The following is a 21,306-nucleotide window of genomic DNA, read 5'->3' on the forward strand; positions in this document are numbered from 1 at the left end:
TTTGACTATTAAATTAGTGTGACCAATGAATGTGCTTGATTTTCCATTCACCGTTTTGCTTTTCGAGAACCATTGTTTCCATGCCTTGATAATCACGCTCTTTGCCTTTGTATGTACCTTGAGTGTGGCTACGTGAGGCAGATATAGCGGTGTTTCCAAGTACCGTCACTTGGTGTTCTAGTGTTTTGCTCTTCATAGAAGCGAGATATTTCATATCCGACAGCATATGGTGATGTGCATATTCATCAGCACTTCTTTCAACACGGCCACCCTCGTAGATGGTCACATCATCAGCCAACTGTACTCTTGCTAGATCCTTATTACCCGTTTCTAGTGCTTGATGAAATGCCAAAACAACTTTTGCGGCAGGGGTATCTATACCTTTAAACAAACCTTTGTCTTTGTTCTTATCACCATGAGCGTTTGCTACGAAACTAAACGTCATTAATAAAACGAGTAATATATTTATTGTTTTCATTTATATTTTCTCTTTTAAGTTTTAATTTGCAGGGCCAACAACACTAGTAAGCCCTGCCGTTACAGATAAAATGGCACAAGCGACTACCATTTCTATCGAGATAGATTTAGATAGTGCTTCTCTACCATCGCTATTTTTAAGTTGTGGGACGAGTTTTAACTTGTGCTTAGCTGCAATGCCCAATATCGAAGTGACGAGAGCTAATTTAAGCAACAGTGTTTGCCCATAGCTTGAACTAAAAAGCTCACCAACATTTCCGACTAATTGAAAAGCTAACCAAAGGCCAGCAATTAACAATAGACTCACCGCGATACTTGCTTGCCTTCCAAACTTGTCCATCAATGAGTAGAGCTGCTCATAGTCCTGTTCATGGCAAGCTTGTTTAAGTGGAAACAACGCTCCGAACCACCAAGCCATAACAAGCACATGGAGCATCAACAATACTTTTTCGAACACTTCTAGTTCAGATACATGACCGAACAAGCTAAAGGTGTAGGAAAGTAGTAAAAGGCTAAGCCCTAACAAGCTTTGTTTTATGTTGTTGCTCAGCGCAACAGATTTGAATTTAATGTGTGACGTAATCGCGAATATCGCTAGAACTAACCCAAGTCCTCTAAGTAAAGTTCCATCACCGATAGAAGAGTCCCAAATAATACCTAACATATCAGGTTCAAGTGCACCTTGAATGCCTTCTTCTACCATCGCACCAGTACTAGCGAAGAACCAAATGGCATTTGCAATCAAAGCGACGATTATAGAAGCCCTTATCCATTTTAGGTTCGCTATTGCCAAGTTATTATGAGGCTCACTTTGTTCAAAAACTTGCTTGAAAAATGTATAACCAGCAATGCAGGCAAAACCGACGTAAAATACAATTTTTGACAGTACAATGACTGTATTCCAGATATACATTTCCATAGCAATCACTCCATTAGATTAGTGAACCATAAAGCTAAAACTATCTTTCATTTTATGCCCATCTTTACCTAAGAAAGTAACATCAACAACATAGTTAGCAGGTGCAAGTTTCGGTAGCTTCCACGTAAATTCGGTATTGGTTTCTTTAGTAGGTTTGAAGCCAAATTTAATCTTTTTACCTTGCTTATCTTTCAATGTAATTTTGACTACACGAACCTCTTTGCTAAATGCCAACGTTAACTCTTCTGGAGTCTTCATTAACATTGCATTATCAGCAGGCACACTTTTTTCAAGATGAACATGCGCGAACACCGCACTACTAAAAACAATGCTGATTACGGTTAAAAATTTAATTAATATTTTCATATTTACCTCTATTTAAATTATGTATTAACGACTAAATTTGTCTTTGAAAATTTGATTACTGGGTATACCAACATCAGTAATTATTTGTTCCACTTCACTCATCATTGCTTCTGGGCCGCACAAGTAAAATTCTGTAGACAGGAATTTTACTTTCTGGCTCAAATGCGGCAGAAGTACTTGCTGTACATAACCAGAGTGCCCTTGCCATTGTTCTGAAGGGTTAGAAAGTGTAGGAATATAAGAAAAGTTTTTATGCTGCTCACTCAATAAGTTCAACTCATCACGGTACAGCAAATCATCTTCAGTTCGCGCACCATAGATGAGAGTCAAGTCACCTTCATCTTGGCGCTTTTTCAACTGTTCAAAAATGATAGCTCTGAGTGGGGCAAGTCCTGAGCCAGCGCCAATAAATATGCGAGGAACCTTTTTACCTGAAGTAGCATAAAAGTCAGAAAAAGGACCTTTTGCGATTATCGTTTCACCAACTTCGAGTGACCCTAAATAGCTTGAACCTATACCTGCTTTATAACCATCCTTAGCAGTTTGCCAGCGGATGTTGAAGGTTAGCTCATCTGTTTCTTGATCAAAGTTAACCAAGGAGTAATGGCGAGTTACGCCATCATGTGAAAACTTTCCATGAGAGTAACTTTCCCAATATTTTTCATAGTGCTCTGGCATATCATCTGGGCGTAAACTATTCATCCCTGCTGGCACGTTAAATTGCATATATGCACCAGCTTTAAATGCTAATTGTTTGCCTGATTTCACCTTAAACTTCACTTCCTTGATAAAAGGAGTAATGAAGTTAGTCGTAACCACAACTAGCTCATGATTTTCAATATTGAGATCCGTATTAACTTCAATTGAGCTAATTTCAGAGAATCTGTGCTGACATCCTAACCGATAGCCTTCCTTAAGCTGCTCATCTGATAAATGTTCCTGCTCAGAAAGTGTGATAGGTAATTGAGTTGAACTTAAGAACATGCATTTGCCACATGTACCGCCTCCACCACAACTTGACGGAAGGTAAACATGTGAACTAGCTAATCCTTCTAATACTGTTGAGTAACCAGTTGCTGAAATGTCAGTAATGGTATTTTCATTGGAAAAGGTCACAGCAACTTTTTGCTTATTGCTACCCCAAACAGGCTTTAGGAAACCGTTTTGATATTGCTGTATCAGCCAAGTTACGCCAGTAACTGAAAGTAATAGCGTTGAGAAAGCAAATGCAATGATCAACCAATGGTTAAACCCTCCAGAGTTGCCATAGTCCATAAAGTGAAGCTTCATCATCAGATCTTTCAATCTGAAATCATCATTGGCATGGCGAAGCACTTGGCCTGTAATACTATCTAAATAAATAGTTGTATTATTCTCATCCTCAACGACAACTTGCCACATAGGATTTTGTTGCCTTACGTGATCAGAAAATGGGGGCTGAGATAACACTGGTGTAGTTAGCTTGCCCTCACCTGAATAGGAGTTTTTTGCCAAAGTTAGTACTTGTTCTTCAGACAGGTTAAATGGCTTTCCTGTTAAAGCATCAAATAGCTTTGAGTGGCGTTCTTGGTAGCTATGCTGGCCCTTATCGAACACAAAATGATAGTAAGGCTGATGTAAAATCCATATAAGTTTTACTTCTTGAGGTGCTTCACTAGCAATGTCTTTAATAGGGATAAATCTAAAGTCTGTAATGTTACCTTCATGATGAGAATGAACTCTAAGCTCATTACCACTGGCTTTACTGTGATCCATCAAATTGAAGTAAAGGCCCGTTGCCAACCAAATAAGCAGTTGTAAACCAACAAATAAAGAAAGCCATTTGTGTAACGTTGTATTCAACTTAAATAGTCGCATCAAATGACTCCCTTTTTATTTGGGGAAAGCACTCGATAATAAGTCAATACTGCACCAGCAATAGCGGCCATTAGACCTAAAGTTGCAACTAAGAACAAAAACCAGTTAGATACGTTTTCACCATCATCGTAATCCATAATGTGAAAACGCCACATCCAATCGAACAAGCGCCAGTAATCATGACGCTTGGCAACAAGTGCGCCTGTTTGTTGACTTATATAAAATGTTGGTGTGGCGAATTGGTCAAAAGTTACTCTCCAAACGGGTAAGTGTCTTGGAGATAACTCAGCAGGCATATCTTTGACTGATTGAATCAGCCTTATGCCGTCGATTTCATGATTCATTGCATAGTGGTATTGCGCGATTTTTTCAGCTTTGATTTCATCAACAAGGGCCTGAACAGCCCCGGTTTTAACATCAATTGCTACTTTCCCCTGTTCTCCATTAATAAAAGAATACAAAGGGTCGCCCATACTTTGAGTAAGTGTGACTTGACTAGCTTGAGGATAATCCGCAGCTAGCTTTGCAATGGAGTAATCCACACTAGCTAAATCAATTTTGGCTTCCTCACTCTTAGCCAAGGTTTCACCGTGTATATAGTGAATATCCATAGTCACCATATACACACCAGTAATAGACCAGAACAGAAATTGCATTCCGACAAATGCCATAAACCATTTGTGGTACTTCCTAACTCTGCTAAGCATTATTCTTTAGCTCCGCGTTAGAAAGCTCTTTATTAAAGGCATTTACTTCAGGCTTTTTAACGATTGAATAAATGGCTGGAAGCACAATTAGTGTTAACAAAACAGCACTTGTCATTCCGCCTACCATAGGTGCTGCAATACGACTCATTACCTCAGAGCCTGTACCTGTACCATATAAAATAGGCATTAAACCGATAATGATTGTGGCAACCGTCATCATTACTGGGCGGACACGTAAGCCAGCACCGTGTAATAATGCATCTTGGTAGGCATCATCTGAGATGGCTTCTGCTCGCTCCTCGGCTTTTTCCTTCAGCTCAGCAAGTGCTTGATTGAGATAAACCAGCATTATCACGCCAATCTCAACAGCAACACCAGCCAGCGCAATAAAGCCCACGCCAACAGCCACAGAGAAGTTAAATCCTTCTAGATACATCAACCATAAGCCACCAATCATTGCCATCGGCAAAGTCACGATGATGATAGCCACTTCGCTAAACGCTCTGAAGTTTAAGTAAAGTAGAATAACAATAATGGCGAGTGTTAAAGGCAATACATAGGTGAGCTTTTCTTTCGCTCTTTCCATATATTCGTATTGCCCAGCCCAAGTAATTGAATAACCGGCTGGTAGTTTTAGATTATTAGCCAAGTGTATTTTTGCACTTTCAACATAAGTACCTACGTCAACACCGTCTATATCGATAAACGTCCAGCCATTTAATCGAGCATTTTCACTCTTAATCCCCGGCGGACCATTTTCTACTCGGATATCTGCGACATCACCTAGTGCAATGCGTTGTCCATTTGGTGTTACAACAGGTAATCGTGATAGCTGCTCAGGAGAGTCTCGATAGTCTTGCGGATAGCGTAAGTTAACAGGGTAACGCTCTTGACCTTCTACCGTTTGGGTAACGTTCATACCACCAATAGCTGTAGAAACCACTTGTTGAACATCTTCGATGTTTAACCCAAAGCGACTTGCCTTATCGCGTGAAATATCAACCTTGATATATCGTCCACCTGCAACTCGCTCTGAGTAAACTGATGCTGTGCCTGTAACTTCGGGTAAAATTTGCTCTATTTGTTGGCCGATTTCCTGAATCACATCAAGCTCTGGTCCGGCGACTTTAATACCCACAGGCGTTTTTATGCCTGTAGCTAACATGTCGATTCGGGTCTTGATTGGCATAACCCAAGCATTTGTTAAGCCCGGAAACTTAACCAATTTATCAAACTCAGCTTTTAACGATTCAGTAGTCACACCTTCTCGCCACTGTTCTTGTGGCTTCAACTGAATAAAGGTTTCAATCATGGTTAAAGGTGCAGGATCGGTTGCAGTTTCAGCTCTTCCTACTTTACCAAATACAGTTTCAACTTCTGGCACAGTGCGAATAAGCTTGTCTGTTTGCTGCAATAACTCCCTTGCTTTACCAATTGAAATACCGGGATAGGTAGTAGGCATATACATGAGATCGCCTTCATCCAATGGCGGAATGAATTCACTACCAATTTTATCTACAGGCCAAAAGCCAACGATAGTCACTAATATTGCTGCTACTATTGTCGATTTTGGAAACTTCATCACTTGCTTTAAAACAGGCATGTAGATAGCAATCAATAATCGGTTTAACGGGTTTTTCTTTTCAGAAACAACTTTGCCTCGAATAAAGTAGCCCATCAAAACAGGCACCAATGTGATCGCCAAGCCTGCTGATGCAGCCATTGCATAGGTTTTAGTATAGGCAAGCGGTGAAAACATTCTGCCTTCCTGCGCTTCCAAGATAAAAACGGGTAAGAATGAGACTGTAATGATCAGCAAGCTAAAAAATAAAGCAGGACCTACTTCACTCGCAGCCTTAGCTACTATTTGCCAACGGTTTTCATCTGTTAGCGGTGTTTTTTCCATATGCTTATGCATATTTTCAATCATCACTATTGCGCCATCAGTCATCGCACCGATCGCAATAGCGATACCACCTAAAGACATAATGTTGGCATTGATGCCTTGCATATACATGATGATGAACGACACCAATATACCTAATGGCAGAGTGACAACAGCTACAATTGATGATCGAAGATGAAATAGGAAAGCAACACAGACAATAGCAACGACTGCAAGCTCCTCTAGCAACTTGCTCCAAAGGTTATCAACAGCACGATCTATTAACTTCGATCTGTCATAAACAGGGACAATCTCCACCCCCTCTGGTAGAGAAGATTTAAGCGATTCAAGTTTTTCTTTTACACCGTTTATGGTTTGTTGGGCATTCTCACCAAAACGCATAACGACAACACCACCAACAACTTCGCCTTCACCATTAAGCTCTGCTATACCACGGCGCATTTGAGGCCCTAAATTAACGGTAGCAACATCACCAATACGCAATGGCGTGCCTTGTTCGTTAATACCAAGTGGAATTTTCTCTATGTCTCCAACTGATTGAATATATCCCGTAGCAGTAACCATGTATTCAGCTTCCGCCATTTCCACAACAGATGCGCCAGTTTCTTTATTGCCTCGTTTAAGTGCCATTTGGATATGACTTAACGGCACGTTATAAGCTCTTAACTTATCTGGATCGACTTGTACCTGATATTGCTTAACCATACCGCCAACGGCGGAAACCTCAGACACGCCCGGAACAGTTTGTAGTTCATACTTTAAAAACCAATCTTGAATACTTCTTAATTGGCTTAGGTCATGGTTTCCAGACTTATCTGTTAAAGCATAAATGTATACCCAGCCCACACCTGTTGCATCAGGTCCTAATTGAGGCTTTGCTGAATCAGGCAGGCTTGATGCTACTTGGCTTAAGTATTCAAGTACTCTGCTTCTAGCCCAATACAAATCAGTATCATCATCAAAAATGATATAGACGTAGGAATCACCAAAAAATGAGTAACCACGAACAGTTTGCGCTCCCGGTACTGACAACATCGCTGTAGTAAGGGGAAACGTCACTTGATCTTGCACTACTTGTGGTGCCTGTCCCGGATAGCTCGTCTTAATTATCACCTGCACATCAGAAAGATCTGGGAGTGCATCTACTGGCGTTTTTTGTAATGAGTACAAACCACCAAACGCGACAATTAAGGTAATCAACAAAACAAAGAAGCGATTGCCGATAGACCATCTAATAATTGATTCAATCATTATTTTTCCCCCACTTAATGATTAGAATGATCAACAGCAGCTTTATTTTCCTTGCCGTGTTGTTCATCTGATTCAAGAGAGATTTCAGTGATAACTAAGTCATCTCTAACCTCAAAAGTGAAAGTGACATTATCACCAACATTGAAATCAACTATTTCTATATTGTCCACGACGATAAAATCCATCGTCGCAGCAGGTCTATCCCATTTCTCTATTGGCCCTCGGCTAATATTCAATGTTCGCATATCAATGTTAATGTCATTAATAAGACCAGATACCGTTGCCAAAGATACTTCTTCACTCATATCAGCAGGCTCACTCATGATATGAATTCCAGTAATTTCATATCCACCGTCTTCGGTTTTGCTCACTTCAAAGTGCAAAGATTGACCTGACTTTAATGAGTCAATATCGACTTTTTCAGCCACAGTAAAATCCATAACCATTTCAGGCCAATCCCAAGCTTCAGCAGGGCCATGTGAAATATTAACCATGCGGTGCCCTGCCATAACACTATTAACATCCCCTTGCATCCAAACAGAGTTAGGCACTTCATCATGAGTCATTCGTTTAAAGTCAGAGCTTTTACTTGATTCAGAATCAATCAAGAATTGGGCAGATGTCACCACAACGTCATCTTCATTTAAGCCGTCTAATATTTCGATGCTGTCGATATCAACCCGGCCAATAGTCACTTCAATAGATTTAAATTGCCCATCACCTAACGCAAGTACTACTCTGTCCTGTTTACCTGTTCTAATAACGGCTTCTTTAGGCACGAGGATGGTGCTATCAGCTTGATTAGCGTGAATAGATACTTGTGCAAACATATTTGGTTTTAATTGATAGTCTGTGTTATCAAATTTCAATCTCACTCGGAGTGTGCGTGTTTTACTGTTCAATGTTGGATAAACATAATCAACGACACCAGCCCAGTCCTCACCGGGTAAATAATCCAGTGTCATTGATACAGGAAGTCCTTTTTTAATTAAGGCTGCGTCACGTTCAAACACTTCTGCTTCAACCCAAACTTGATCTAGCTGGCCAATGCTTAATAAGGTGTTTCCCGGCTTTACATAAAAACCTTCTCTAACCTTCAAACCATCGACAACACCTGCTTGTGGTGAATAAAAGGTAATTGTTTGCTGAACCTTTCGTGTCTTTTCTAGCTTTTGAACAAAGTCTGCTGAAAGCTGTAACGCTTTTAGGCGATCTTTGGCTGCTGAAATTAAAGAACTATTGTTGCGCTTTAACGCTATTAACAGCTCTTCCTGAGCATTAACTAACTGAGGAGAATATAGTGTATAAAGAGGCTGCCCTTTCTCTACAGGGTTACCTGCTGCTTTGATGTAAAGTTTATCAATCCAGCCATCAACCCGTGGGTGGATATGAATTAGCTTATCTTCATCATATTGAACGTAACCTACCGTTGAGATTTCAGTATGCATATTTTTCAGTTCAACAGGTGCAGTGCGAACCCCAAGGTTATTCACTACATGAGGCGCAATTTTTACTGCTCCGGGGCCAAAGTCATCACCAGATGATCCTTCCTCATACACAGGAATTAAATCCATCCCCATAGGCGACTTACCGGGCTTGTCCCGGCGGTAATTAGAATCCATCGGTGCAACCCAATACAGAGGCTTTTTTTCTCCTGATGTTGCTTCATTACTATTACTGTTTGAGCCAGTACCTTGATATAAACTCAATGCTCCAGCACCAAGTGCTGCCCCAATGATGATGGCGGCAACTAGTTTCAAATTTGGTGTTTTAGTATTCGTTGACATTATTTTTCTCCAAAGTGCTGATTCATTCTGTGCGAAGTGTGCATTGGCTTATGTTCAGCATTTGATTTAGATTGAGAATGCGCAAAGAAATAGTTGATGCGAGTAACTGTTTTAAGTGCATCAACATCAATTCTTAAAGCTGATATTCTGGTATTTAATTCGGCAATTCTTGCTCGAACAACTTCGGCAAAATCGCCATCATCATTGGTGTAAGCCGTCAAAGACGCTTCCGCTTGGTCATGAGTTTGTTTAAGGAGTTGTTCTTGATAGATAGATTGTCTATCAGATAAACGCTTAAGCTGTCTAAGCTCCTTTTCCACCGCACTGATCATTTGCTTTGTCAGCAATAGTTTCTCGGTTTTAACAGCCTCTGAATCTGCAATAGAAGCTGCAACTTGCTTATCTTGTCTGTTCTCGGTAAACAACGGTAAATCAAACGTTACACCAACAGAAAATAAATCAGCTCGGCTATCACCAGAAGGCATATTGTCACGATAGGCATAGCTCGCATTAACACCCCATTGCGGCTCATATTTCTGTTTAGCTAATTCAACACCTTTTTCTAAAGATTTGCGTTTTACATCAATTGCAAGTATGGCTGGATGATTAGCAAGAGCCTGAGCCAATAGATTTCTTGAGTAATTAGATGCTTTTAGGACTGTTGGATTATTCAATTGAATCGAAGGCAATTCTTTTGAGACGCTAAACTCTAGTGGTTGCGCGTCAAAGTTGAATGATTCATTCAATCGGTCAGCATCGTAAATATGAAGCCACTCATTAAGGCGAGCGATTGTCGTTTCTAGTTTCTGCTTTTGCGAAGTTAATCTGTCATCTAACTGCACTATTTCCAATTGAGCACGAATAACATCTTGCTGTCTAGTTTTACCAACAACGTTTGAATAGCTAGCTTTAGCCACTTCCGCCATCTGCTCAAAGAGAGACCAATCATCTTCAATCAATTTAATAGTTTTCTGGGCTAAGTAAGCATCTAACCAAAGTTGTGACACTTGGCTTTTCAACTTAGCTTTACGATCCTCTCGTAGCAGTGGAAATTTCGTGGACTCAATTTGTAACTGATCTTGCTTGATCTCTAGACTGTCGCCTCTCGGAAACATTTGAGAGACGCCAACCTTTAGCTGAGTCATTCCTTCCTGATCTAAATCCCAAGTATCTGTTGGTAAATTCATTATCCCTAGCGATACTTTCGGATCAGGCAAAGTACCTGAAGCAATACTTCTATTTTCAACTGCACTTTGTTTCAATCGGCTACCATGAAGCCAAGGATCATTTTGCTGAGCTAAGGTGATAGCTTGTTCAAGCGACACTACTTTCTCAGCTTGAGCTGAGAATACAGATAAGCCGAGTATTAATGCAGTTGAAAGTGAAGTAAGGTTTGAAGAGTTCAATTTCATTAGAATTGCTCCTCGTATGTCTTAACTTTTGCATAGACTTTGCTCGTTCCATCTTTAAATAGAATTAACACGTTGTATGGCATAAAGCGGTCATCGACTTCCATACCGGGAGAGCCAACTGGCATTGCTGGAACTGAAAGCCCAATCGCATTGGGATGTTCTTCTGATAAGAACTGCTGAATAAATTTAGCCGGTATATGACCTTCAAAGGCAAATCCATTTCTACTCACTGCCGTGTGGCATGAACGGTAATTAGGTTTGATACCATACTTAGTTTTGATGTTGCCGATGTTTCGGAAATCTTTGGAATGCGCAACGATCCCTTTGTCTTCAATATGAGTTATCCATTTTTTACAACACCCACAAGTAGGGGTTTTATAAACGATTAACTCCAAAGGTGTTACGTCGTTATTGTGTGCATGGTTATGTTCGTTGGCGTTTGCAAACGCAGGTGAAAGCAGCATTACTACTGCTATTTTTAAATACTTATTGATCATTTTTGCCCCCAGACATCGCTGGAAAATATCTATAGCGCTACGACGCTATATTGACTAACAGAAAAATTAATTACATGTGCGCGAAATTTGGACGCACTAATCCTGTATTAGGCAAAAATTGGTGGACGATAAAGGGAAGTGGAAATTGAATGAGGTTGTTTAGATTGCAGAGCAGCTACAGATTCACTGAATATTTGAATATCTGTCGAATCAATACTGGAATTTAGGACTGTCGTAGATGAGCAAGCATTTGCAGGACAAATACATTCAACGTCACAACAATCTTCTGATTGACCATTACTGCTTTTATTCATATCCCCATGATTCATTCCTTCATGATGACTCATTTTGGAATGATCCATGTTCATGTGTGATTCGTGAGAACCTGATGACATTTCACAAGACATAGCAGTATAAGCCAATGCTTGCCCAACAAAGGCAATCAGCATAGCTACAACAACTAAGACTTTTGAAAGTGGTTTAAACATAAAGTTCTCTTACAAATACACAACTCCAATACTAATGTAAATTTTCGACTAAGTAAATTGATACTGTGTAAACATTTATGAATATTTGATTATCGTCAGTTTTTTCAAAGGGGTACATGTAGCATTCATAATCTCATTTGACGGTTAGTAGTCAAAAGTTATACCAGTGCACATGGTTGATACATCTCTAATTCTGACTCGTTTATCTTGTAAATGCATATACATCCCCGTCAAAGGTATTGATATACAGCGAAGGAGTATGCTCGCTTATTGATAAACAATACGTCCTTAATGACATTAATTTAATGTCTCATAGACTCAAAATGGTCACGTTAGGTGCTCACGATACTAGCGACAAATCTGTATTGTTAGTTGAGAGAGTTTGTCGGGGAACTCAAATCTGTTCGTGTGGGTAAGAAAATAACTATTAATTAGCCTGTATCAATAATCAAGGTGAGTTAAAAAAGAGTCTTTTATACATCACTTTAGCTATCTAATGACTTAATTATCCCACACCCTTCAATGGTATTATCAGAATTACACGTACTAGCCATTTGTTGTAATTCGTTTTTTAAGGCTTTTAATTCTTTCATGCGTTTATTTACCAAAGCTAATTGTTGCGCAATCAGCGCATTTACACTTGAGCAACTTTCCTCTGGTTTATTTTTTAGGTCGATAAGACGTTTAATATCTATAAGAGAGATATCGAGACTGCGACAATGTTTTACGAATTCTAATTGCTTCAAAGCGGTAACGTCATACAACCTGAAGTTACCTTCTGTACGCTCTGGATCAGAAAGTAATCCTTCTTTTTCATAGAATCTAATAGTTTGTATAGAACAACCGGATGTTTTCGATAATTCACCTATTTTCATAATATTTCCTTTTTAAACTTGACTCTATAGTTACTATAGGTTTTACACTTGAATTATACAAGTAAGGCGGAGTTAAAAAATGAGCGGTTGTGGCTGTGAAGTAGAATTAAAAGATGACCAACAAAAAACAGTGCTTTATTGGCTTTTAGCTATAAATGCCACGATGTTTGTATTTGAAATTGGTTTAGGTTGGTTATCTGAATCAACCGCATTAATTGCTGATTCGTTAGATATGCTAGCTGATGCTATCGTCTATGCCATTGCCTTATATGCCGTGGGGAAGTCAATCCAACATAAAGCTAATGCAGCATTAGTTAGTGGTTATTTCCAATTGGGGTTAGGGGTTCTAATTTTTCTCGATATAGCTAGACGAATAGTTGGAGAAAGTGAGCCTCATTCTTGGTTTATGATTGGAGTTGGTTCTGTGGCTTTAATCGCTAATGTCATTTGTTTGATGCTTATACGAAAACACAACAATGATGAAGTGCATATGAGGGCTAGCTGGATATTTTCAGCTAATGATGTGATCGCAAACCTTGGTGTCGTATTCGCTGGCATACTTGTCATGGTGCTAGAACAACGCTGGCCTGATATTGTTATTGCTAGCATCATTTCAATGTTAATTCTTCGAGGCGCTTACATGATATTAACGGATGCCAAACAAGAATTAGTATCGGCTCAATATACATCTGAAGTATCAGATAAAAAATAAACCTGCTGCAATTCAAGGTAAGGAAGCTCTTATGAATCAAGAATATCTTAAAAAAACTGAGATAGTCAATTTTGAACACCCCACTATCCAATCATTAATAACAGAGCGAAAATGGCATGAGCTTGATGACTACAACAAGATTGGCACTGCTTATCAGTTTGTAAAAGACGAAATACTATTTGGCTATAACGAAAGCGACGATATTTCCGCAAGTGAAGTTTTATCTGACGGATACGGGCAATGCAACACTAAGGGCAACCTTTTAATGGCCTTATTACGTGGATTAGGAATTCAGTGCCGATTTCACGGGTTTACAATAGATCAGCAATTACAAAAAGGAGCTATTCCTACCTATGTCTTTTGGTTAGCGCCCAAATACATTATTCACAGTTGGGTTGAAGTTTACTTTGAAGGACGTTGGATCAATTTAGAGGGCTTTATTTTAGATAATCAATATCTCACTTCAATACAGCAAAAGTTTAATCAAATAAAAGACAATTTCTGTGGTTATGGTGTTGCAACAAAATGTTTTTCATCACCAGATACAGATTGGCGCGGAACCGACACATATATTCAAAAAGAAGGGATTCACGACGACTTTGGACTTTATAATTCCCCTGATGAGTTTTACCTTGAAAAAGGCACTAATTTGTCTGGAGTCAAACGCTGGATGTATCAAAAAGTGATCCGCCACCTAATAAATTTCAATGTCACTAATCTAAGAAAAAATAAAGCGCTGGAGGTACAAAATGCATAGTCATAGTCATAGTCATAGTCATAGTCATCAACATGGAACAGACGACAGAATTGGTTGGGCATTTTTTCTGAATGTTACCTTTACGATCATCGAATTTATTGGTGGTTGGCTCACCAACAGTACCGCTATTATGGCTGATGCGGTGCATGACTTAGGAGATAGTTTATCGATTGGCTTTGCATGGATATTAAGTCGTTTTTCAAACAAAGCAGCGCCAGATAAATACAGCTATGGTTACCGCCGACTTACACTGTTCGGGGCATTGGTAAATGGCGTTGTGTTAGTAATTGGCTCAATTTGGGTGTTGTTTGAAGCAATTCCAAGGTTATCTAACCCTGAAATGCCTGTGGTTGAAGGAATGTTAGGGCTTGCGATACTCGGTGTTGCCGTCAATGGATATGCCGTATTCAAATTAAAAGCTGGTGAAACTTTAAATGAAAAAGTACTAACTTGGCATTTACTAGAAGATGTTTTCGGTTGGGTCGCTGTTCTAATTGTTTCAATTGTATTGTTATTTGTAGAACTGCCAATACTAGACCCACTGCTATCAATTGGTTTTACATTATTTATCTTATTTAATGTTTTCAGAAATCTAAAATCTACACTTGTTTTGTTTCTTCAAGCCGCACCAGATGAAGAAACTCAACAAAATATCAAACAAACTTTAATTCAATTACCTGAAGTTAATGGGGTTCATCACATGCACTTTTGGTCGTTAGACGGAGAAAGTCATGTACTAACAGCTCATTTGGAGTTATCTAAAAACTCAAGTGTGAATGAACTCGTGGCATTAAAACAAACTATCGCAATTGAACTTTCAGAATATCATTTGTCTCATACAACCATTGAGTTTGAGTTTCCCAAAGAAACTTGCAGAGATGAGCATGAAAAAGAAACATAGAGCTAGTCTCAACTGTCGCTTCTTGTTATAGTTTTATCTCACAATTTTATGGGTGTCTATTTTGAATTTCACTGTTGCTTTAAGGATAATATTAGTTCTTTCGATTGTTCTACAATCGATAAGCTCTATTGCGTCTGCAACTTCTGAGAATCATCAAATCGATGTAGAGCACCTGCAAACTCAACATGACCATAAAGTTGATCGCGATATTTTAAATGAAAACGCTGATGATGAACCTCATGATATCAAGGATTGTCATCATTGTGGTCATTGTAGCGGCAGCCACTTATCTTGGATATTAATTAGCAATTCAAATAGTGCAACAAAGTTATATAACAACAACCTAATACCTTATCAATTCGATCAAACAAAAGAATTTTTAGACGCTATATTACGCCCTCCTATTTCTTAAATTTCTAAATTTATATCCGTCCATTTATCGATTAAAAATCGGTAAATGAGAGATGATTAATACTTAAAATTTAAGAAGTCTTATGTATAAATATATAAAAAATACAGGCACTTGCCTGTCATTCTGCCTGCTTGTAAGTATTTCATATGCCGCTTACAGCAAGCAAAAAAGTGAGTCGTGGTTAGACACACAAATAAATAAAGATCCCGAAATAATTGAAGCAAGAGAGTTGTTAATCGCAAGCAATCATCATGCAAAAAGCTTAACTCAGGCAATATATAACCCTGAGCTTGACGCAAGTTTTGAGAAAGAAGGTGATTTTAATAACTATTCAATCGGTTTGAGTCAGACCATTGATTTTTGGGATAAACGCTCTGCCAATACGTCAATTGGCGAGATAACTCTTTATGCCAGCCAGCAGCACTTATTGAATTTAATCGATTCAAAAAAGGCCGATGCGTTAATTGCTTTGACAAATTGGCAATCAGCGAAAGATACTGCACAGCTATCTACGGAGAGAGAAAGTCAACTGCAAACCTTACTTAGTATTGTGGAAGACAAACAAAAGGCGGGAATACTTGAGCCTCTAGATGCTGAGCTGGTTTACTTAAACTTGTCTCAAGTTTTTAGTGAAATAGCTGAAGATCAAATCGAGCTAAAAAATGCTGAGGTTAAAGTTAAAGAGCTGCTGCCTGATTGGACACCAGAGTTAGCCAGTAAAATCTCTATTGATTTCGATGTTGAAAACTATTCATACAAAGCTGAATGGATTGAACAACACCCCCAAGTACAATTCGCTAAAGCAAAATGGAAAGAGCAACAAGCTAAAGCACAACTAACAACCATTGAGAATAAAGCTAATCCCACCATAGGGATTAGCGCAGGAAAAAATAGTGACGATAATATCGTTGGCTTAACATTCTCTATGCCTTTGAATATCAGAAATAACTATTCCGATGCTACTAAAGCGGCATATTCAGAAGCCGTTGCTGCGGAAGCTTATTTCCAATCCATTTATCGAAAATGCTCTTTTGAAGCTCAGGCCAACTATGAATCCCTCATGATCAGTAAAAAATACTATCAGCGATGGCAAAACCTTATGCAAAACCGAATTGATAATAGCGCGAGGTTGCTAAACGCTCGTTGGGAGGCTGGAGACATCAATACTTCAGACTATCTAATAGCGTTGAGCCAAAGAGCTGATGGATTGCACTCAGGCATTCAACTAGAAAAACAATTTAGACTCTCTGAAATAGCCTTCATTTGGAGCATGGGTCAATTATCTAAGTTTAAGATTTAATTAGTTAAAACGGCAATTAGAAATCTTAAACGTTAAAAGAATATAGGTAAAAAAATGAATACATTATTTAGCAAAAAATTATTAGCAATAGTAATTAGTGGACTTTTTTTAGGTGGGACATTAAGCGGTGAAGTGTATGCTCTACAAGTAAATACAATTGAACCTGTAACAGCAAATCCCAAAAAACATAAACACGAACACTCGGAAAGTGAAGAAAATCATGTAGAAGAAGGCCATCAGGAAAATGAAGGCAACCATTCTGAAAAAGACACAGAACATGACGAACATGGTCACGACCAAGAGAGCAAAAATAAAGAAACTGAAGAGGAACATGAAGAAGGTATTACTCTAAGCCCTCAAAAAATGTCACTAGCCAATATTAAAGTTCAAAGCATAAGACCTGATTATCAATTCAGTACAATCTATGCGCCCGGAGAGGTCAAAGTAGATGGTTATAGCAGCTATGTCGTTTCTCCCCGTACCGAGTCAGTGATAATAAGCAGACATACTGCACTCGGTGAACACGTAGAAAAAGGACAAAAGCTGGTCACCCTATTTAGTGAAGCAATGGCTCAAGCTCAAGCTGACTACTTGATTGCGTCAACTGAATGGCAGCGAGTAAAGAAATTAGGCAACAAAACAGTAAGTGAAAGTCGTTTACTTCAGGCTCAAACCACATTTAACGCCACATACGGAAAACTTATCGCACTAGGGTTAACTGAAAAAGCTATAAAAGACATATCAAATAAAGACATAACTTCGTTTGGCCAATATTCGCTAGTAGCTCAGCGAGAAGGAGTAGTTTTACAAGATGACTTCACCCAAGGCCAACGAGTCGATGCGGGTGATACTATCATGCTTTTGGCAGATGAAAATAAGCTGTGGGTGGAAGCTAAAGTATCACCCAACAAAAAGCTCAATCTATCAATCAACTCTCCGGCAATAGTTAAATTAGAAGGAGAGGATTATAAGGCAAAAGTTATTCAGGAAGCCCACACGATTGATCCCATCACTAGAACTCGAATCATTCGCCTAAGTGTTAATAATGCAGATGACAATCTCCATTCAGGCATGTTTGTTAAAGTATATTTCCAATTTGCCACTGAACAAAAAGTTATGGCCGTTCCAGAAGAAGCGCTAATTAGAAGTGCGGACGGAGATTGGACCGTATTTGTTGAGGATCATCCCGGTGAATTCAAAGCGACAGAGGTTGAGTTAGGTCGTTCTCTAGGTAATTTCAGAGAAATATTTGGTTTAGAAAGTGGTACTCGTGTGGTCACTCAAGGAGCGTTTTTTGTTGCTTCTGAAATAGCTAAAGGCGGATTTGATCCGCATAACCATTAAGGAGAGCCGCTATGTTTAATAAAATTATAGATTGGTCTGTAAACAACCGACTCCTTATTTTGATTGCCTTATTTGCCACTATTGTTGGCGCAATAATGGTGATCCCAAAACTGAACTTGGATGCTTTCCCTGATGTGACTAATGTTCAAGTCGCGGTTAATACAGAAGCGCCGGGGCTTGCCGCAGAAGAAGTAGAACAACTCATCACTTATCCGATTGAAGCGGTCATGTATGCGTTACCTGATGTTGAACAAGTACGTTCAATTTCCAAAACGGGGCTGTCTGGCGTTACTGTCGTTTTTAAAGAAGGGACTGATATCTATTTTGCACGGCAGCTCGTCTTTGAACGGCTTCAAGCTGCAAAAGAGTTGATACCTGACGGTGTAGGTACGCCTGAAATGGGACCAAATACGTCTGGGTTAGGTCAAGTATTTCAATACTTGCTCGTGTCAGATAAAGACGCAGGATATGACTCAATGGCGCTCAGAAGCCTCAATGATTGGATAATCAAATTGCTAATTATGCCAGTTGATGGTGTCACAGATGTCTTATCTTTCGGAGGTAATGTTAGGCAATATCAAGTGAACATAGCTCCCTCTAAGCTCCTTGCATATGGATTGTCGCAAGAAGATATCGTTAATGCACTTGATAGTAACAATGCCAACGTTGGCGGTTGGTATATGAACCGAGGACAAGAGCAGCTTGTTATTCGAGGAACGGGTTGGTTCGAAAGTGGTGAAGCAGGCATTAGCAACATTAAGCAAGTACCTGTAAAAACCGTAGATGGTACTGTTGTGACGGTTTCTGATGTCGCCAAAGTTGAACTAGGTAGTGAAATTCGACAAGGTGCGGTCACTATGACCCGTAAAACGTCCGAAGGAAAAGTTGAAAACCTAGGTGAAGTTGTATCAGGCATTGTACTCAAGCGTATGGGTTCCAATACAAAAGCAACCATTGATGGTATTAATGCACGAATTCCACTAATCAATCAGGCATTACCTAAAGGTGTTCGATTCGAACCCTTCTATGATCAAGCTGATTTAATCGAACAAGCTGTCAGTACTGTAGTCAATGCACTAGCACTTGCCTTTATCTTTATTTGTATCGTGCTTGCCCTGTTCTTAATGAATTTAAGAGCAACGTTTCTTGTTCTTATTTCCATTCCAATATCGGTAGGTATTGCATTAATGATCATGGCTTGGTGGGGAATTTCTGCCAATCTTATGTCACTAGGTGGCATTGCCGTAGCTATTGGTATGCTTGTGGACGGCTCAGTGGTCATGGTTGAAAATATGTTTAAACATTTAAACCACCCTGATTCAACACACCAACAAAGTGTAGAAGCACGTGTTCCTAGTGATGATACTGATCCCTTTGCAATAGAAAAAGATGATCATGGTATCGAGTTGCGGCTAAAACAAGCAGGCAAAGAAGTGGCTCGCCCAGTATTTTTTGCTGCTTCTGTCATTTTAGTCGTGTTCTTGCCTTTGTTTAGCTTTGAAGGCGTCGAAGCAAAATTATTCCAGCCAATGGCAATTAGTATTATTTTAGCCATCATTTCAGCTATTGTTGTTGCCTTGTTTATCGTACCAGCACTCGCCACTTTCATGTTCAAAAAAGGCATAAAAGAAAGAGAAAGCTTTGTCGTTAAACCTTTAGATAAGCTATATAAAAAGGGGCTTAAGTTTGCACTTAAACGTACCAAGTTAATTGTTGTTACCTCGCTAATTATGGTTGTTTCGGCTTTTTCAATTATACCTTACATAGGTACTGAATTCGTTCCAGAGCTAGAAGAAGGAACAATTAACTTAAGAGCAACTCTTGCTCCTTCTTCTAGTTTAGATACTGCATTGATGGTTTCACCTATATTAGAAGAAAAGTTGATGGCATTTCCTGAAGTTACTTATGCGCTAAGCCGTATCGGGCGACCTGATATTGGCGGCGATCCTGAACCAGTTAATAACATCGAGATTTATATCGGACTTAAACCTGTATCCGAGTGGACCAGTGCTTCAAACCGTTATGAACTGCAAAACAAAATGGAACAATCGCTTGAAGAGTTTCCGGGACTTTTACTGAACTTTTCTCAACCAATTGCCACCCGTGTAGATGAGTTACTATCTGGTGTAAAAGCACAACTAGCGATAAAGCTGTTTGGGCCAGACCTCAATCAATTGGCAGTTAAAGGGCAAGAAATAGAATCGGCAATTAAAGAAGTTGAAGGCGCTAGAGATGTTGCGCTTGAACAAATAGCTGGTGAAGCTCAATTAGTTGTAAAGCCAAACAGACAAGAGCTTTCACGTTTTGGCCTATCGGTCGGTGATATAATGGAAGTGATACGAGATGGTATAGGTGGAGTTGAAGCAGGACAAATCATCAACGGGAATGAGCGTTATGATATATATGTGCGTTTAGAAAAAGAATATCGTAGTAATAAAGAAGCTATTTCTGATATTCGCATTCAGTCTCCAACAGGGGCTTGGGTTCGTCTTGGTGATGTTGCAACAATCTCTTTTGAGTCAGGCCCTCCGCAAGTGAGAAGAGATGATGTGCAACGACGTGTTGTTATCCAAGCCAACGTACAGAATCGAGATATGGGCAGTGTTGTTGCCGATATCAGACAAGTAATCGCCGAGAAAGTCGATTTACCTGCTGGCTACTCTGTTGCCATTGGTGGTCAATTTGAAAGTCAACAACGAGCACAACAACGGTTAGCTATAGTGGTTCCTTTATCTTTGGCGCTAATTGCTCTTTTGCTTTACTTCGCATTTGGCTCAGTTGGTCAAGCCATGTTGATTTTAGTTAATGTCCCATTAGCTGTTATCGGTGGTGTTTTCTCCTTATATTTCTCTGGGCAATACTTGTCCGTACCAAGCTCCGTTGGCTTCATTACACTATTTGGTGTTGCAGTGTTAAATGGTGTGGTTATGGTTGAAAGTATAAACCAGCGAATTAGAGATGGCTTAGAAGTCACTGATGCTGTTTTTGAAGGAGCAACTTCTCGTTTGAGACCTGTTCTTATGACAGCAATAACATCTGCATTAGGTTTAATACCGATGTTAATGTCAAATGGTGTAGGAGCTGAAATACAACGACCACTGGCAAGTGTTATAGTTGGTGGTTTGATAACAGCAACATTACTCACATTGTTTGTTTTGCCTGTTTTATATCGCTGGTTCTCCAAAAAGAAAATTGAGGAGTTATCCCGCTAATTCAATTTTCATCAATTGTGAAGCTTCCGAATCAAGGAATATGAATTGGAAGCTTCGCTTTATTGCTATCACTAAAAAGCTAGCTATTACGTAAAATTACTAATCTGATCGAATATTGAATTTGTT

18 protein-coding genes are annotated in these 21,306 nt (G+C 39.3%); 7 read left to right on the forward strand and 11 right to left on the reverse strand.

Features of this window, described 5'->3' with window-relative positions:
• Positions 1-13: 13 nt before the first annotated feature.
• The 11 genes from J9318_RS11770 to cadR form a co-directional block, all read right to left on the reverse strand.
• The gene (locus J9318_RS11770) at positions 14-478 is read right to left on the reverse strand and encodes a YybH family protein (RefSeq protein ID WP_210560103.1); all 465 of its coding nucleotides are present in this window, start codon (positions 476-478) and stop codon (positions 14-16) included.
• 21 nt (positions 479-499) lie between these two features.
• The gene (locus tag J9318_RS11775) at positions 500-1,396 is read right to left on the reverse strand and encodes a copper resistance D family protein (RefSeq protein WP_210560104.1); all 897 of its coding nucleotides are present in this window, start codon (positions 1,394-1,396) and stop codon (positions 500-502) included.
• 18 nt (positions 1,397-1,414) lie between these two features.
• On the reverse strand, positions 1,415-1,762 hold the full coding sequence (locus J9318_RS11780; protein ID WP_210560105.1) for a copper resistance CopC family protein: 348 nt from the start codon (positions 1,760-1,762) through the stop codon (positions 1,415-1,417).
• 24 nt (positions 1,763-1,786) lie between these two features.
• On the reverse strand, positions 1,787-3,619 hold the full coding sequence (locus J9318_RS11785; RefSeq protein WP_210560106.1) for a 2Fe-2S iron-sulfur cluster-binding protein: 1,833 nt from the start codon (positions 3,617-3,619) through the stop codon (positions 1,787-1,789).
• Positions 3,619-4,275, reverse strand: coding sequence for a PepSY domain-containing protein (locus J9318_RS11790; RefSeq protein WP_244731660.1), 657 nt, complete (start codon positions 4,273-4,275; stop codon positions 3,619-3,621). Before J9318_RS11790 ends, J9318_RS11785 begins: the two co-directional genes overlap by 1 nt.
• Before the next feature lie 43 nt (positions 4,276-4,318).
• Positions 4,319-7,483 carry an efflux RND transporter permease subunit gene (locus tag J9318_RS11795; RefSeq protein ID WP_210560108.1) on the reverse strand — a complete coding sequence of 1,055 codons (3,165 nt, stop codon included), beginning with the start codon at positions 7,481-7,483 and terminating at the stop codon, positions 4,319-4,321.
• A gap of 14 nt (positions 7,484-7,497) precedes the next feature.
• Positions 7,498-9,270 carry an efflux RND transporter periplasmic adaptor subunit gene (locus J9318_RS11800; protein WP_210560109.1) on the reverse strand — a complete coding sequence of 591 codons (1,773 nt, stop codon included), beginning with the start codon at positions 9,268-9,270 and terminating at the stop codon, positions 7,498-7,500.
• Positions 9,270-10,682 carry a TolC family protein gene (locus tag J9318_RS11805; RefSeq protein ID WP_210560110.1) on the reverse strand — a complete coding sequence of 471 codons (1,413 nt, stop codon included), beginning with the start codon at positions 10,680-10,682 and terminating at the stop codon, positions 9,270-9,272. The genes J9318_RS11800 and J9318_RS11805 overlap by 1 nt, the downstream gene beginning before the upstream one ends.
• A complete protein-coding gene (locus tag J9318_RS11810) occupies positions 10,682-11,179 on the reverse strand; it encodes a DUF411 domain-containing protein (protein ID WP_004589252.1) in 498 nt (165 codons plus the stop codon). The genes J9318_RS11805 and J9318_RS11810 overlap by 1 nt, the downstream gene beginning before the upstream one ends.
• Positions 11,180-11,286: 107 nt before the next feature.
• Positions 11,287-11,667, reverse strand: a complete 381-nt coding sequence (locus J9318_RS11815; RefSeq protein ID WP_058405787.1) for a hypothetical protein — start codon at positions 11,665-11,667, stop codon at positions 11,287-11,289.
• A 485-nt stretch (positions 11,668-12,152) separates the two neighbouring features.
• Positions 12,153-12,542: a Cd(II)/Pb(II)-responsive transcriptional regulator gene (gene cadR, locus J9318_RS11820; protein ID WP_064435657.1), complete on the reverse strand. Its 390-nt coding sequence runs from the start codon at positions 12,540-12,542 to the stop codon at positions 12,153-12,155.
• A 79-nt stretch (positions 12,543-12,621) separates the two neighbouring features.
• Between cadR and J9318_RS11825 the strand changes: the two genes are divergently transcribed.
• From J9318_RS11825 to J9318_RS11855, 7 genes are all read left to right on the forward strand, one after another.
• Positions 12,622-13,254 (forward strand): cation efflux transmembrane domain-containing protein, encoded by a 633-nt coding sequence (locus tag J9318_RS11825; RefSeq protein ID WP_064435656.1) that lies wholly within the window; start codon positions 12,622-12,624, stop codon positions 13,252-13,254.
• Between the two features lie 31 nt (positions 13,255-13,285).
• The gene (locus J9318_RS11830) at positions 13,286-14,011 is read left to right on the forward strand and encodes a transglutaminase-like domain-containing protein (protein WP_064435655.1); all 726 of its coding nucleotides are present in this window, start codon (positions 13,286-13,288) and stop codon (positions 14,009-14,011) included.
• On the forward strand, positions 14,004-14,912 hold the full coding sequence (locus tag J9318_RS11835; protein ID WP_064435654.1) for a cation diffusion facilitator family transporter: 909 nt from the start codon (positions 14,004-14,006) through the stop codon (positions 14,910-14,912). The genes J9318_RS11830 and J9318_RS11835 overlap by 8 nt, the downstream gene beginning before the upstream one ends.
• Before the next feature lie 52 nt (positions 14,913-14,964).
• Positions 14,965-15,324, forward strand: coding sequence for a hypothetical protein (locus J9318_RS11840; RefSeq protein ID WP_244731664.1), 360 nt, complete (start codon positions 14,965-14,967; stop codon positions 15,322-15,324).
• An 82-nt stretch (positions 15,325-15,406) separates the two neighbouring features.
• A complete protein-coding gene (locus J9318_RS11845) occupies positions 15,407-16,624 on the forward strand; it encodes a TolC family protein (RefSeq protein ID WP_064435652.1) in 1,218 nt (405 codons plus the stop codon).
• Positions 16,625-16,678: 54 nt separating this feature from the next.
• The gene (locus J9318_RS11850) at positions 16,679-17,968 is read left to right on the forward strand and encodes an efflux RND transporter periplasmic adaptor subunit (protein WP_064435651.1); all 1,290 of its coding nucleotides are present in this window, start codon (positions 16,679-16,681) and stop codon (positions 17,966-17,968) included.
• Between the two features lie 11 nt (positions 17,969-17,979).
• On the forward strand, positions 17,980-21,180 hold the full coding sequence (locus J9318_RS11855; protein WP_064435650.1) for an efflux RND transporter permease subunit: 3,201 nt from the start codon (positions 17,980-17,982) through the stop codon (positions 21,178-21,180).
• Positions 21,181-21,306: the final 126 nt, after the last annotated feature.

The sequence above is a fragment of the Psychrosphaera aestuarii genome, from assembly GCF_017948405.1.
Classification (GTDB): domain Bacteria; phylum Pseudomonadota; class Gammaproteobacteria; order Enterobacterales; family Alteromonadaceae; genus Psychrosphaera; species Psychrosphaera aestuarii.

Bases quoted from the DNA above. Each gene is read 5' to 3' on its own strand.
- J9318_RS11830 (WP_064435655.1), top strand. From the start codon at position 13,286: ATGAATCAAGAATATCTTAAAAAAACTGAGATAGTCAATTTTGAACAC.
- cadR (WP_064435657.1), bottom strand. From the start codon at position 12,542: ATGAAAATAGGTGAATTATCGAAAACATCCGGTTGTTCTATACAAACT.
- J9318_RS11785 (WP_210560106.1), bottom strand. From the start codon at position 3,619: ATGCGACTATTTAAGTTGAATACAACGTTACACAAATGGCTTTCTTTA.
- J9318_RS11770 (WP_210560103.1), bottom strand. From the start codon at position 478: ATGAAAACAATAAATATATTACTCGTTTTATTAATGACGTTTAGTTTC.
- J9318_RS11835 (WP_064435654.1), top strand. From the start codon at position 14,004: ATGCATAGTCATAGTCATAGTCATAGTCATAGTCATCAACATGGAACA.
- J9318_RS11825 (WP_064435656.1), top strand. From the start codon at position 12,622: ATGAGCGGTTGTGGCTGTGAAGTAGAATTAAAAGATGACCAACAAAAA.
- J9318_RS11775 (WP_210560104.1), bottom strand. From the start codon at position 1,396: ATGGAAATGTATATCTGGAATACAGTCATTGTACTGTCAAAAATTGTA.
- J9318_RS11855 (WP_064435650.1), top strand. From the start codon at position 17,980: ATGTTTAATAAAATTATAGATTGGTCTGTAAACAACCGACTCCTTATT.
- J9318_RS11850 (WP_064435651.1), top strand. From the start codon at position 16,679: ATGAATACATTATTTAGCAAAAAATTATTAGCAATAGTAATTAGTGGA.
- J9318_RS11845 (WP_064435652.1), top strand. From the start codon at position 15,407: ATGTATAAATATATAAAAAATACAGGCACTTGCCTGTCATTCTGCCTG.
- J9318_RS11780 (WP_210560105.1), bottom strand. From the start codon at position 1,762: ATGAAAATATTAATTAAATTTTTAACCGTAATCAGCATTGTTTTTAGT.
- J9318_RS11815 (WP_058405787.1), bottom strand. From the start codon at position 11,667: ATGTTTAAACCACTTTCAAAAGTCTTAGTTGTTGTAGCTATGCTGATT.
- J9318_RS11810 (WP_004589252.1), bottom strand. From the start codon at position 11,179: ATGATCAATAAGTATTTAAAAATAGCAGTAGTAATGCTGCTTTCACCT.
- J9318_RS11800 (WP_210560109.1), bottom strand. From the start codon at position 9,270: ATGTCAACGAATACTAAAACACCAAATTTGAAACTAGTTGCCGCCATC.
- J9318_RS11795 (WP_210560108.1), bottom strand. From the start codon at position 7,483: ATGATTGAATCAATTATTAGATGGTCTATCGGCAATCGCTTCTTTGTT.
- J9318_RS11790 (WP_244731660.1), bottom strand. From the start codon at position 4,275: ATGCAATTTCTGTTCTGGTCTATTACTGGTGTGTATATGGTGACTATG.
- J9318_RS11805 (WP_210560110.1), bottom strand. From the start codon at position 10,682: ATGAAATTGAACTCTTCAAACCTTACTTCACTTTCAACTGCATTAATA.